Annotated in this window: 10 protein-coding genes; 1 reads left to right on the top strand and 9 read right to left on the bottom strand. The window is 47.3% G+C overall.

Translation table 11 applies throughout. The features are described 5' to 3' along the window. Positions 1–11 precede the first annotated feature (11 nt). Genes D0C36_RS19665 through D0C36_RS19645 form a run of 5 tightly spaced genes read right to left on the bottom strand, consistent with a single transcriptional unit; the run spans position 12 to position 4279 of the window. The gene (locus D0C36_RS19665; protein WP_117393364.1) at positions 12–392 is read right to left on the bottom strand and encodes a group III truncated hemoglobin; all 381 of its coding nucleotides are present in this window, start codon (positions 390–392) and stop codon (positions 12–14) included. Positions 393–405: 13 nt separating this feature from the next. After that, complete coding sequence (locus tag D0C36_RS19660; RefSeq protein ID WP_117393363.1) at positions 406–813, bottom strand: cytochrome C; 408 nt, start codon at positions 811–813, stop codon at positions 406–408. After that, positions 803–1075, bottom strand: a complete 273-nt coding sequence (locus tag D0C36_RS19655) for a hypothetical protein (RefSeq protein WP_147322056.1) — start codon at positions 1073–1075, stop codon at positions 803–805. Before D0C36_RS19655 ends, D0C36_RS19660 begins: the two co-directional genes overlap by 11 nt. 46 nt (positions 1076–1121) lie before the next feature. Continuing rightward, complete coding sequence (locus D0C36_RS19650) at positions 1122–2123, bottom strand: cytochrome c (RefSeq protein WP_117393361.1); 1002 nt, start codon at positions 2121–2123, stop codon at positions 1122–1124. A 14-nt stretch (positions 2124–2137) separates the two neighbouring features. Continuing rightward, positions 2138–4279 (bottom strand): cbb3-type cytochrome c oxidase subunit I, encoded by a 2142-nt coding sequence (locus D0C36_RS19645; RefSeq protein WP_233524524.1) that lies wholly within the window; start codon positions 4277–4279, stop codon positions 2138–2140. A 511-nt stretch (positions 4280–4790) separates the two neighbouring features. Between D0C36_RS19645 and D0C36_RS19640 the strand changes: the two genes are divergently transcribed. After that, complete coding sequence (locus D0C36_RS19640; RefSeq protein ID WP_117393360.1) at positions 4791–5609, top strand: sensor histidine kinase; 819 nt, start codon at positions 4791–4793, stop codon at positions 5607–5609. 82 nt (positions 5610–5691) lie between these two features. On the opposite strand, the gene D0C36_RS19635 is transcribed toward D0C36_RS19640, so the two are convergent. The 4 genes from D0C36_RS19635 to D0C36_RS19620 form a co-directional block, all read right to left on the bottom strand. Continuing rightward, entirely contained in the window at positions 5692–6972 is a 1281-nt protein-coding gene (locus D0C36_RS19635; protein ID WP_117393359.1) for an NAD(P)/FAD-dependent oxidoreductase, read from the bottom strand. Between the two features lie 86 nt (positions 6973–7058). Next, positions 7059–8792, bottom strand: coding sequence for an FAD-dependent oxidoreductase (locus tag D0C36_RS19630; protein ID WP_117393358.1), 1734 nt, complete (start codon positions 8790–8792; stop codon positions 7059–7061). Between the two features lie 208 nt (positions 8793–9000). Then, positions 9001–11178, bottom strand: coding sequence for a sensor histidine kinase (locus D0C36_RS19625; RefSeq protein WP_158557152.1), 2178 nt, complete (start codon positions 11176–11178; stop codon positions 9001–9003). A gap of 216 nt (positions 11179–11394) precedes the next feature. Then, positions 11395–13302 carry a sigma 54-interacting response regulator gene (locus D0C36_RS19620; protein ID WP_158557151.1) on the bottom strand — a complete coding sequence of 636 codons (1908 nt, stop codon included), beginning with the start codon at positions 13300–13302 and terminating at the stop codon, positions 11395–11397. Positions 13303–13365 lie beyond the last annotated feature (63 nt).

Below are 13365 nucleotides of genomic sequence, written 5' to 3'. Positions count from 1 at the left end.
TCCGGTCCTCCTTAAAGCAGGACGTGATTTTTATCTTTCAGCTGAGACATTCTGTTCTGAAACATATTTGCCATGATCTCCGCCCTCTTTTTTGCTTCTTCTGCCTTATGGCCTTCAAAATGCAGATCTACCGTTTCACCGAACAATTCAAGCCAGCGGTAAAAATGCCTGGTCGTGACCGTCAGTTTAGCATGATGCGCGAAAGGATTGCCTTTGTAGTCGGGGACGCCAAAGAGTATCGTATTCCAGAACGCATACATCTTAAGCAGGTGCGGTTGCCAGTCAACGATAAATTCCGCGAATACCGGACTGAGGAGTACATCTTCCCGGACCCTGCTGTAAAAATCATCTACCAGTAATCTGATAGAATCCATGTTTTCTATATCTGCCATTTTCTATGCTTTTTTATAGTTTAACAGAAAGTGAAGTGATCACAAAAAACACTGTCCATGCGGCGAACAGGATGATCCCTGCAACGATCCACCAGGGTATGCTCTGGGGCGTTTCACTGCCATGTACTAAAAACACTTTTTGATTGCCCTTGCTGTAAGCATTGATCATAAGCGGCAATACCCCTTCCACAGTTTCATCCTTACGAATGCCTTCGACGGCAATAGCGGGTCCGTTCCGCACATTAAAAGGTATCAGTCTGATCCCTTCTTTTCCGAGATAGTCTTTACCGACCACTTTCAGAACATGCTCGCCGTCCGTCAGCCGCCGCGTATCGAGTTCGAAAGATACCGGGCACGGAAATTCCCCGACGGGCTGCGGGTCATCATCAATGTACAGAACAACGCTGCTTTTAAATTCCATAATCATCCGATTCGATAAAGGTGTATTTAATATGGCTCCGATGGTTCTCGGATGATTTGAACATGCATTTCAGTGCCGCAAAAAGCACATAAAGCGTGACAACGATCATCAGGGCAACGATCAGATAATCCCAGTTGCTTTCCGGTCCTCTGCCGTGGCTGATACCGGTAAAAAGAGACTTTTGCTTTTTGCAGGCATCACATGCGAAAGCAGTTCCGCTGACTAAAATGACGGATATGGTAAAAATGTATTTTCTCATCATTTCTGATATTTGTTTGATATTCTGCGAGATATCTTAAGATTACTCTTTACTTAAGGGAAGAGATGATCTTCTTCACTTCTTCTGCGGTCACCTGTTTGGATTGATTGCCCCAGCTGCTGCGTTCGTGATTGACAATTGCGGCAACCTCTTCCGGCTTCAGATTGTTATTTGTTCCGACCGCAGGCATAGCACCGTATCCTTCTGCGGCTCTACCGTCATAACCCTTCATGATGATGGTGACCTGCACCAGAGGATCAGGATCCAGAACGATCTTGCTTCCTTTCAGCGAAGGAAATGCTCCCGGGATTCCCTGTCCGTTCGGTTGATGACAGCTTGAGCAGTTGCTTGCATATAACGCATCACCGTCATACCCTGTATCCTTTTTCAGCGCCGGTGCAGCTCCGGAAACTTTACCGGCATCCTTGCTGTACAGAAAAACAGGAACTGTTCTGCCGTCGGGCAGCTTTAATTGTTTGAGCGATTGCAGATAAGCCACCAGCGCCATGGCCTGGTGCGAGACAACGATCTTCCTCCCCCCTTTTTCAGCACCCGGTATATTGAGCACTCTGTCTTCAGGAAATGCATATTCCTTTGATATAAAAAGCCATTCGTACGATGGCATCACTGATGTGCTGACAACAAGGCGCGGGTTGTACAGGTGGAGCAGGTGCCAGTCTTCGGCCGGCTGACGGTTACCGATATTGGTAAGGTCCGGGCCTGTCCTTTCCGATCCCATCAGCGTTGCCGTATTTCGCCAGACATCGGTCCTTGTCATGCCGGCATAGTCCGCAGCTATACTGGGACGGCTGCCCCAGTTCTTGTCCATATCAAGGTTCCGGACCTGTTGCGTATGACAGGCTACACAACCTTCAGCGATGAATATCGCTTTACCTTCTTTTTCCAAAGCATTCAGCGGCCTCGATCCCGGAAGGACGGCGGTGGTCTGCTGATTACTGAGTGCAGGAATTATGGCAACGAAGAGCGTAAGCGCCAGGAAAAATCCGAGTGCGGCCAAATAGAGTCTTTTATGATTCGAGTAGAGATCCATGTTCTTTATTTCTGTTAGACGGGATTAGAGATCATATGATTGTCGCCGAGAGCATCCATGACCTGTCTTCTGATCTCGTTCTCTGAACGGCGGAGCGTCATTGTATACATGTTCCAGCAGAAGACCAGATGGGACAGCCACATCAGAGAACCCCCGATAGCTCTCCACAGCCAGTACGGGGCCATCAGCACCACACTGTCAATAAAAGGCTTGCCGGATTGCCAGGCAATGCCTCTCAGTGTCCCGCCGATCATTAACGGCACGGTGTAAAAAAGCAGGCCGACCAGTGCAAGCCAAAAATGTGCGCCGACCCAGTGTTGTCCCGGTTCCTTTCCGGTAAGCCGCGGAACAAGCGTATATATAAAAGCCCATAGCATAAAGGCGATGATGCCGTACATGGTGATATGTGAATGGGCCGTTGTAAAATCTGTAAAATGCCAGACCAGGTTCGTTTCCCTGAAAGCCTCTGCCGTTCCCTGCATGGACCCTGTGAAATAGAAAATTACACCAACAAGATAGAACGGCAGCGTATAGCTCCGGCTGATCTTGTGGAAATTGCCTTTCATGGTCAGGAGAAAATTGGTCGTACCCGCAAAAACCGGGATCAGCATACCCACGCTTCCGACAATAGCGACGGTCTGCAGCCACCAGGGGATCGAACTGAACAGAAAGTGATGCGTGCCGATCAGGGTATAGAAAAGTATCTGTGCCCAAAAGGCAAGGATCCCCAGACTATAGGAATAAATAGGTGTGTTCAGTTGCTGGGGGAGAAAATAATAGATCAGTCCCAGATTGAACAGCATGAACCACATTCCGACTGCCTGGTGCATATAATATCCCTGCACGATGGTTTCACCAAGGCCGTTTTGCCATTGCGGGAGGTAACCGACCAGGGCGATCACGGTTACGAACATCATGGCCGCCACGATATACCAGTTGGAAATATAGATCTCCGTCGTCTTGCGGCTTCCGATTGTGCGGTAATAATTATAAAGCGTTAACAATATCCCCGCTCCGAAAAGAGCCATTACCGGCCATATATACTCACGGTACTCGCCGCCCCCGTTGTTGATACCGGCCATAAGTGTCAGCGATCCGCAAAGAACAGCACTGTTAACGAGGATCAGTGACCAGTAAGCCAGGCGGATGCTGAATATACCGGTATTGCTGACCCTCGGTACCACGTAGTATCCAAGGCCGAGCATGGCCAGCGAAGACCATCCCCAGAATACCATATTTGTGTGAATGGGGCGCAGGCGCCCGAAACTCAGCCAGCTCACGTGGTCTGCGTCAGGCGCTACGAATTTAATGCCGAGATATTCCCCGACAGACGTTCCAAGTACCAGCCAGGCTGTCGCAGAGCCCAGAAACCAGAGGATCGCCCTTACAAGTGACTTATCCAGGTCATGAGGAACGGATGCTTTCCTTTTGGCAGCAAGGAAGCGGGGTGAATCAACTTCTGCAACATTGTGCAGTAAACCCTTCTGATCCGCAGGAAATACATTACTGCCAAGCTCCCGGTCCGATAATTTAAAATCCAGTGATGCTTTTCTTTCCAGGAGCAGGTGATAGAAATCAGGATCAGTATCCGCGGCTGTGATCAGGTCGTCCGTCTCATTCCTGATGCGCCGGAACTGTATCCGCCTGATCAGACGGGATATCTTTATACCGGTATACCATATGGCAACCATCAGCGGCAGCAGGATAAGTGTCACTGTAATGATCATTCCGGGACTTTTCAGGAGGAGATCAGGCGCCTGGCCGGTCTCCGCTTTTGCAGGAGCGGTCAGCAGACTCATCAGGATCACAGCAGTAACGATACCGGCATTATTTCCGGTCCTTTTCCGTAAGGAAGCGCGGTGTGTCAGGAGATGGCTGAGATCCGTTCTGTCGAGTGCAGAGACCTGCTGCTGCATCCTGCGTTTATGATCGGCGTTAACGTCTTTTGTCTCGAACCTGAGTTTGACAGACAGCCTGTAAAGCCAGAGCAGCAGAAGAAGCATAAGAAAGATCACGGCCCCCATCAACAGACCGTAAACAACATCACTGATACCCTGCCCCGAAATGCCGGTTGTATCATCCGTTCCGGCAAATGCAGCAGAAGTACTGATCATCCCGGCGAAAGCTGTAATGAAGAGTTTGTTTGTTTTCATCATGGTTATTAATATTACCTTTCGACCGGACCTGCCGTCATCTCGCAGGGATTCCGGAAATGGCTTAGGTTCCTCGAATTGAACTGCCGATCCATAACGACTTACGTGCCATTATTTAATAATCTGTATATCAAATACTTAAATCAGGCACTAATTTTCACGTCTCCGATATTTCGGCGTTACGCGTTTTGAAGGTGCCAGATACGCGAAATAACGCGGCCCCGGAGGTTTCGGCAGGCCGGCTTGCGGGGAAACCTTACAGGCTTAATTAAAACCGGCCCGCGGGCCGGGGAAGTGGCATCTGAGCGCCACTATGTCGCATAAAAACGATATAAAGTCCGCGATAAATCATATACACAAACACAAAAAACTGATAAACAAATACTTAACGATATGGCATCTGACTTGCATGATCCGGGTAACGGTAAGGATCAGGGAATTACAATATATATTCCTGAGCAGCACGCAGGCGTAAAAAGGCTTTACCGGCAAACCGGACATTAATAATGAAGAAATGCAGGAATCTAAAGCTATTCATGGGGTTCAGGGTATGAATGCGGAGCGGATCGTAAATCCCCCATCTGAACTTTCAGCGGAACCCGTCCCGAAAACTTTCCGTGAGGGACAGGATCCGACAGAAACAATGAAGTTGCTCGGGCATGAGATCAAAACACCTTTGTGCCTGGCAAAGCTCTATCTCCAGATGGCGCAGCGACTGTCTGATCACCGGACGGACCAGATGAGGTGTCTCATGGAAAGGGCAACCGAACAGATCGGTACGATCAGCAGGATCACGGACGATTTCGTCCAGGGTTTTGAATGCCCCCTGTCTGGCCCTGCCCCGGCGTTCCGCAGATTCGATATGATCTTATTGCTCACGGAAACTATCGACGAGGCCGTTTTGCTTTATCCGGGATTCTCGTTTGAACTCCACGGGGTGAAAACAGCCTGCGTAAGTGGCGAAAGGCACAAGATCAAACAGGTGCTGAATAACTATCTGAACAATGCTGTTAAATATTCCTGCGGGAACAAGAAGGTGCTTATCAGCTGTGAAAGTACAGCAGAAGCTGTCACCGTCACTGTAAAGGATTTTGGCACAGGCATAGAAACGGGTTTGTCAGAAAAGATCTTTCAGCGGTCCTACCGTGCGTTGACCGAAGCAGTCCGGGGAGTTGAAGGGAACGGTTATGGTCTTTATATTGTCAGTGAGATCATCGCCGGACATCTGGGAAAGGTCGGTGTACGGAGCAAATCGGGACAGGGTTCAGAATTTTATTTCAGCCTGCCGGCCTCCAAAGAGGATCTGTCCGCCGGAAAGTCCGCTGACAGCTGATCAGCGGACCATCTCATACCAACATCCCCGCCTGAGATCAACGGGATCAATATTTTTAGGAATTCTGCCGTCCGGGTGAACCTTATTCTGTTTTCTCTGTACGGAATATCATTCTCAGCGACCTGTCCCTGGACAGGTAGGCACTTGCCCAGTCATAAAAGGTGATAAACTTATTTCTGAAACTGACGAGCGACATCAGATGAATAAACAACCAGATAAACAGGCCGGGCAGTCCGTTTATATGGAGTTTATGTCCAAACAGGTCGACAACAGCCCTGGTACGGCCGATGATGGCCATATCTCCCTTGTCTGCATAAATGAATGGTTTCAGCGGCTGCTCGCGGGCAAGTGCCCTCAGGTTGGCAGCCAGGGCTTTTCCCATTTGAATAGCGGGCTGTGCCACCTGGGGATGACCATGGGGGTATCTCAGATCATTTGTATGAAGCGCAGCATCGCCGATCGCGTAAACATCCGGTACATTTTTAACACGGCCATATTCATCTGTGAGCATACGTTTACCAATACCGGTACTTGCTTCCGGTATACCCCCGAAGGTATGAGCCGTTATGCCTGCCGCCCAGATCATTGTCCCGGCTTTAATTTCCGTGCCGTCATCCAGCAGTACGCGTTCTCCGTCATAATCTTTCACCCTGGATCTCAGTTTAATACTGACGCCTCTTTCTGACAGGATCTGATAAGCTTCACGATGTGTTTTATCACTCATCGGCAGCAACAAAGCAGGGCCTCCGTCAACAACATACAGGTTCACCTGTTCATCTTTAAGCTCGGGGTAATCTCTGGGCAGGATATATTTCTTCATTTCAGCAAGCATTCCTGCCACCTCAACGCCTGTGGGACCGCCGCCGGCGATAACGATGGTCAGCAGTTTCTTTCGCTCTTCGTGATCCTTCGTGATACTTGCCTTTTCCATTGTACGGACCATTGCATTTCGCATACGCAGCGCATCATCGATCGTTTTCATCGGTATCGCATACCTGCGGATATTTTCGTTACCGAAGAAATTTACTTTTCCACCTGCTGCAAAAACAAGGATATCATAGGACAGATCACCGTTATTCAGGATCAATGTTTTTGTCGCCGGATCCACACGTACGACCTCAGCCATACGAAAGGCGAGACGTCCGTTCCGAAACAATTTACGGAATGGGGCACTGATACTGGAAGGGTCAAGAAAAGACGTCGCCACCTGATAGAGGAGCGGCGGAAAGTAATTATAATTATTCCTGTCAATAAGCGTTATACTGTACAGCTTATCCGTGATCAGGCGTTTCGCGAGGTTAAGGCCCGCGAAACCGCCGCCGACAATCACTACTTTTCTTTTTTTTATTAATACTTCATTCATTTTTATAAAGTTTGCAGGAGCTTATGAATGCTCCGGAATGATTTCTTTGAAACTGACTCAGGAACCGGCATCCGGTAAAACAGAGTTCACCTGAAGATACTGTCCCCTTCCCTGTAAATATTATCTATGCTCCAGCGGAACTCATTGAATGCCGAAAGCAAAAAAGCACCGGCGCATACTGCCGGGACCGAGTAATTGAATACGGACTTGGTTCCCGCGGTGAACACCATACAGATTATAAAAGTAAGGGTGAGCAGACAGGCAGCCATTGCATTCCATTTTGTCTTGTAACCAACTATAAGGAGCACTCCGGATACAGTTTCTCCGACCGTAGCGAGCAGCCCGAGTATGCTAGTCAGGCTGGGAGGTGACCAGGGTACCAGCATTTGGGTATAGGCAATGAAATTCTGCCAGTTGCCCCAGTTAATATTATGCGTACCGGGTTGCCCCGCCCATCCTAACCTGTCCAGCACCGCAGACAAAAAACCAAACCCGATCGACAGACGGAGAAATAGTTGTGCGTAGTCTTTCTTTTTCATAAAGATCTGTTTTGTTTTAAAGTAAGTGTTGTTTTTGATTTGCGTGGAGCGCCTGTAGCTTTCTTTGATTTTTTCCAGCTTCGGCTCTTCAGGAAAGGAAGCCTCAACTGCGTCTTCCGCATCTGCCGGAGGATAAATAAGCCTGGTGTTGACGTACATTTTTACATCGTGGGCCTCTTTCCCGCTTAATTCCACCTGATGATCACGGCCGGAGGTGACAAGTCCCTGATTCCGTCCGAGATCGAGACAGGTGATCTGTCCGGTCTGCCTGTATTCTTTAAGGGGAAGGCCGAAGAGATCATTAATCGCATTGTGTCCGGCCCAGCGGCCTTGAAAATGACTGTATTGAGCAGCCATAACAGAAGTTTCACCGTTTCCTGTATCTACCTTTGCGACATCGCCGCTTAGAATGACATTATTGTACCCAGGCAATTTCAAATAGGCATCGACTTTCAGGCGATTGAGATTATCCCGTTCTCCGTTGAACTCCGCTGTAAGAGCACTGGCCTCCATGCCGGTAGCCCAAATAACGGTCTGCGTAGCGATCACGGCACCGTTACTGAGTATGACGGACCCGGGTTTCACTGAGATGACCTCTGTCCCGGTTAGTACCTCGATGTTCTGGAGTGTTATGGCTTTCCTGATATACGCGTGTGCTTCAGCAGAATAACCGCTCCCTATATCCAGAAGCTTTTCAATATTTATCGCCTTGAATGGCGGCGGTGAACTGACGAAACGCCTGCTGATGTTGATGGCCTTTTCAATGATCGTAGATACTGTCTCTAATCCTGTAAATCCGGCTCCTACGACAACAAATGTTGTTGCACCTTCGCTGACAAACCCCTCTTTGACCAGCTTTTCAAGATGCTGTTCCAGTTTACGTGCAGCACTGAAAGTATCTACGTTAAAAGCATGTTCGATACCAGCCACATCGGATTTCCTAAGGACGCTGCCGGTAGCAAGCACAAGATAATCGTATTTCAATGATAAGACACCGTCAACGGTAAGGACTGATATTTGGCTGGATTGAGGTAATATATTTTCTACCCTTCCGGTGATGAGGGAAATACCCAGTGGTATAGTATACCTGGAAAGTTCTATTCTTAATCCCAGAAGAGAAGCCTCATAAAGGCGGGGTCTGATGGTAAAGTATTCATCAGGATTAATAATGGTGATTTCAACCTCTTCCCGCTTATTGATCTTCCGGCTTTGCCTCACTGCACTTAGTGCACTCCAAAACCCCGAAAAGCCCCCGCCGATAATTATCAGTCTTTTCTTCATAGCGCACAATGAGGCGACTGTAGAAATTCGCCGGCCCTAAAAAACAAGGCTTGTGCCAATAATATAAAAATCTAAAAATCAACAATTTGAAATAATTATTTAAAGAAAAAAGATACGACATATCGTCACTAATCTTTACAGCGGCGATTAGCCGTTGGAAAAAAGTATTTTCCGCTCATTTTTGGATCGTTAAAAATGACAGATTACCTCAGATAAAAGCTGAAGGAAGATCTGAATGCGCCGGCTGAACTGCTGCCCTGTCAATGATCTCAAAAGAGATGATGATCATGGCACCATTATCATTTTTTCTTTCGAAAGTTCCGTTGATCTGCTTGGAAAGTGCGGCCATCATTTCCATACCCAGATTAGGGGCAACATATTCAATACTTTCAAAACCTTTACCATTATCAGCAATGATCAGTCTGACACTTTTCTTACCGGATGCGGAAGCAGTTATTTTTATTTCGCCGCCGGAGCCGTCAAACGCATATTTTATAGCGTTAGTAACCGCCTCATTCATGATAAGGCCTACGGGAACGGCTTGCGCGGGATCCAGCACAATCGTATCGATGTGCTGTGTGATCTTGATCTTCCTTAATTCAGGAGTATAAACACCCGACAGGTAACCGATAAGATCATGAACATAATCCGCAAGCCTGATAGTCGAAAGTCCGGATCTGGTGTAAAGCTTTTGATGAATGATGGCGATCGACTGTATCTGATTCTGTATTTTGCGTATCGCTCTGACTGCTTCATTGCTTTCAAGATGAGAGGATTGGCCGTAGAGCAGGCTCATTACAATTTGAAGATTATTTTTCACGCGGTGATGGACCTCCTTCAACAGCCATTCCTTTTGAAGAAGCAGGTCGTCTTTTTCCGTAATGAGCTTTTCTTTTTCATCAAGGAGTGTTGAGAGTCGCCTGTTCTGTTCATTGATCTGCAGCTGCTTTGCGCTCATATCCAGATTGATCCTGATCTTGTGCCGGTATGCGTACCAGGTCAGGCAGGCAAGGATCAGAATGAGAAACGAACCTGCGAGCACACCGTAGAACTGTGCATTTCTGCGCTCCAGCGTTGCTTTCTGTATAGCCGTTTCACTGTGCAGCTCTTGTATTGTTTTGTCTTTTGCCAGTGAGCGGTATTTCGCCTCAAGGTCATGGATCTGCTCGGTGGCTTTTGAGTTATTTATCGAATCATTTAACCGGGTAATGCTCCTGTAATTTTTAAGCGCGGAAAAAAAATCTCCGTTAACAGAATCAATGGTGTAAGCATAATGTAGCATTCTCCTTTTTATCAGGACAGACCGCCCTTTCTTCGGCATCGCATCAAGCTGTTTAAATGCAGCAGCGAATTCGTCCCATTGCTGTTGCTTCATGTAGAAACGCAGTAGCGGATCAGATATCGCTATGTAATTATCTATTCTGTAAAACTCCTTCTTTTGCGGCAGCTCATCATAAACCTCTTTAGAAGCTTTCCTGAATTCACCTATCAGTCTTCCGGCTCTTTGCAGATCTCCGGACAAGGTATAAAGCTGCATCGTTGCGGATAAAAGCAGCATATTGTGATAAACCGTACGGTCCGGGAATTTGCTCTCATATTTCTTTATGAACTCCAAACCTTCCCGATATTTTTTTAATTTACTGTAACACAGTGCCGCACCCCGTACGCAGAGATAATAATGATCCTTCATATTCACTTTTTCCGAAAACTTCATGCATTTCAGGTAGGCTTCCAGTGCCTTCTGTTCCTGCAGATCGTTATAATAAGCACCGGCCAGACAAAAATAATACATCGCCCCGTCGTTATCGTTACCATGAGGATCCTGCTCAAAAAGGTTAGCCGTCTCGATACGGGCCAGCAACCCCTCTTTGATCTCATTTTTACGGTACAATACTTCCGCCAGTAAATAATACGCCAGATAGATCTTTCGGTATTTTAATACTTTATATTCTTTGATAACAGACAGCAGTTCCCGCTCAGCATCATTAAGATTCCCCAGAACCATATCTGCGTCAGCAACCTTTCCAAGCAGATCTGCCGATTCCTGTTTCAGACCGGTAGCCCGGAAAAGTGTGTAGGAATTTACGTACGCTCTTTTTCTGATCGCCGCGTTAGGTATATCGTTATACATGATAAAGTCACCGAACATCAGCCACGTCAGCGCGGCCTTCTTTTTATCGCCGGTTTTTTCATGATATTTTGCTGCGCTTTTAAACAATGTTTCCGCTTTGACATATTCGTGCAGCGTTGCGCTGAGACAGGCTTTTGTAAGAATACATTCATAATAATAACGGGAAAGATTAAGCTCCCGGCTCAGTTCCAAAGCTCTGTCAGCGTAATACGACGTACTATCCATATCGCTCTTTTCGTCACCGGGCTTATCCAAATAAAAATTCGAAAGTTTGAGTAACAAAACGACACGGTTACTGTCCCTGCCTGATTTCCCGAGTGTACGGAGCAAGGTATCTCGCCCCTGCGCCATAACATTGAAACAGGAGCACGTGAGAAAAATGAGCAGTATGAATTTCCGGATTTTCATTTTCAGTCAACGCATATTTAACCTGTTGCTATGATGATAACAACCATCTGCCCGTTCCCGTATTTACCGGATCCCCAGCCGCTTCATTTTAGAGTGCAGGGTTGTCGGCGGAAGCCCCATCAGCGCTGCAGCGCCATTAATTCCCCTTATCTTTCCGTTACAGCTGCTTAAAACAGAAATGATGTATTCTCTCTCGTTCTCATCGATAGTTTTGATCTTTGCAGGAGATTCTGTTAGGGGAAGTATCACTCTCCCTTGCTTTGGAATCTCAGCATCTGTAATGATAGTTCCTTTTGTCATCAGCAGGGACCTTTCGATAAAGTGTTCAAGTTCACGCACATTGCCGGGCCAGGTGTAGTTCATCATTTTTTCCAGAAGCTCTTCGGAAACACCGGTCACTGCTTTTTTGTAACGCTGTGCATAACGTGTGACAAAAAAATCTGTCAGCAACACGATATCTTCCACGCGCTCCCTCAGCGCAGGCACGCTCACCGGAAAAACGAAAAGCCTGTAGTACAGATCCAGCCTGAACCGACCGTTCTCCATCTCGATCTCAAGATCGCGGTTAGTTGCTGCGAGGATCCTGACGTCGATCTTTATCGGTGCCCTCCCGCCGATCCTGTCGATCTCCTGTTCCTGCAGGACTCTCAGCAGCTTTACCTGCACGTCCATGGTCAGTTCGCCGATCTCATCCAGAAATATTGTCCCGCCGTTCGCGATCTCAAACTTCCCTTCTCTTTTTTCAACTGCTCCTGTAAAAGCGCCTTTCTCGTGACCAAACAATTCACTTTCAACAAGATTAATCGGTAAAGATGCGCAATTGACAATTACAAAAGGCTTGTCCTTACGGCCCGAACGTACGTGTATACTTCTCGCTACTCTTTCCTTACCCGTACCGCTTTCACCCAGTATAAGGACAGAGGTATCAAGCGGCGCGACGATCTCGATCTTATCGAGTACAGACAACATTGCAGAACTGGTACCGACCATTCCATCAAAATCCCCGGTGGCAGCAGTTTCTGTCCCGCGCTTTTTCAATTCGGTTTTCAATGTTGACACTGGAACTTTGCGGGAGAACATATCGTGTAATACCGCCTGGATACGATTCAGGAGGACGAGGTGATGCTGACTGTAAATATTTGACCGTCGGTTATAAAATTCGATCCGGAACTTTTCCATGCTTTCCGTTTCGACAGGAAACAGGATCGCGGACCGCAGGTCATATATCCCGCAAAGAAGTTTGCTCCGCGAACTCGGACTGAACAGATGCTCAATATCCGTATCGCTGTAGATCTTCGGCCTGCTGAAAACATCTTCCCTGAGATCATCCGAACCATCCGCGCCCTGGCTTTGTCCTGCGATATTCCTGAAGCCTTCGTCCCCTATGTACTGGTATTCTTCAAAGCCAACCCTTAAAAGGCCCGAATGAATTTCCGATGATCTGCCACGGGGCGGAGTAACGATATTGAAGTAGTCAAATGGTATATGCGGCTGAAAAACCTCGGCTATCCTGATCAGCAGGGTCTTCTCGTCTTTGACTGTATCGATGGCGGCGCGCAGTTTCCTGTCAAGGTCAAGTTCTTCTTTATACCGCGAATCCATCATATGCTGGTGCCGGTAGAACGCAACATCCAGGGTAGTCAGCAGATCGAATTCACGGAACGGTTTAACAATAAAGCCCAGCGGTAATGTTTCTTTTGCTTTTTCGAGTGTATTACCTTCAAAGTTCGCTGTCAGAAATACAAACGGAATGTTTTCCGAAGCAAGACTGCGGGCAAAATCTATCCCCGAAAGCTCACCTTTCAGCTGAATATCAACGAGGACCAGATCAGGCAAATGCTCTTTTGTAAGTGACAGCGCTTCTCCGACATTATCTGCAACACCGCAAACTTTAAAGCCCGAATTTCTGAGCACTGATTTGATATGCTGAGATACAAGGTACTCGTCTTCGACAATCAATATTTTTTTCATAAATGGCACCAAAATCATGAAAGGGAGATGCTGTTCCGTAATGAAGATCTTACCCTTTCAGAT

The organism is Mucilaginibacter conchicola (genome assembly GCF_003432115.1).
GTDB classification, from domain to species: domain Bacteria; phylum Bacteroidota; class Bacteroidia; order Sphingobacteriales; family Sphingobacteriaceae; genus Mucilaginibacter; species Mucilaginibacter conchicola.
Note: the sequence above shows the minus strand (reverse complement) of the source record. Positions and strands in the feature narration are given on the sequence as shown.

Coding starts and splice junctions, on each gene's coding strand:
- D0C36_RS19655 (WP_147322056.1), bottom strand. CDS start 1,075: ATGATGAGAAAATACATTTTTACCATATCCGTCATTTTAGTCAGCGGA.
- D0C36_RS19650 (WP_117393361.1), bottom strand. CDS start 2,123: ATGGATCTCTACTCGAATCATAAAAGACTCTATTTGGCCGCACTCGGA.
- D0C36_RS19645 (WP_233524524.1), bottom strand. CDS start 4,279: ATGATGAAAACAAACAAACTCTTCATTACAGCTTTCGCCGGGATGATC.
- D0C36_RS19640 (WP_117393360.1), top strand. CDS start 4,791: ATGCAGGAATCTAAAGCTATTCATGGGGTTCAGGGTATGAATGCGGAG.
- D0C36_RS19635 (WP_117393359.1), bottom strand. CDS start 6,972: ATGAATGAAGTATTAATAAAAAAAAGAAAAGTAGTGATTGTCGGCGGC.
- D0C36_RS19660 (WP_117393363.1), bottom strand. CDS start 813: ATGGAATTTAAAAGCAGCGTTGTTCTGTACATTGATGATGACCCGCAG.
- D0C36_RS19620 (WP_158557151.1), bottom strand. CDS start 13,302: ATGAAAAAAATATTGATTGTCGAAGACGAGTACCTTGTATCTCAGCAT.
- D0C36_RS19630 (WP_117393358.1), bottom strand. CDS start 8,792: ATGAAGAAAAGACTGATAATTATCGGCGGGGGCTTTTCGGGGTTTTGG.
- D0C36_RS19665 (WP_117393364.1), bottom strand. CDS start 392: ATGGCAGATATAGAAAACATGGATTCTATCAGATTACTGGTAGATGAT.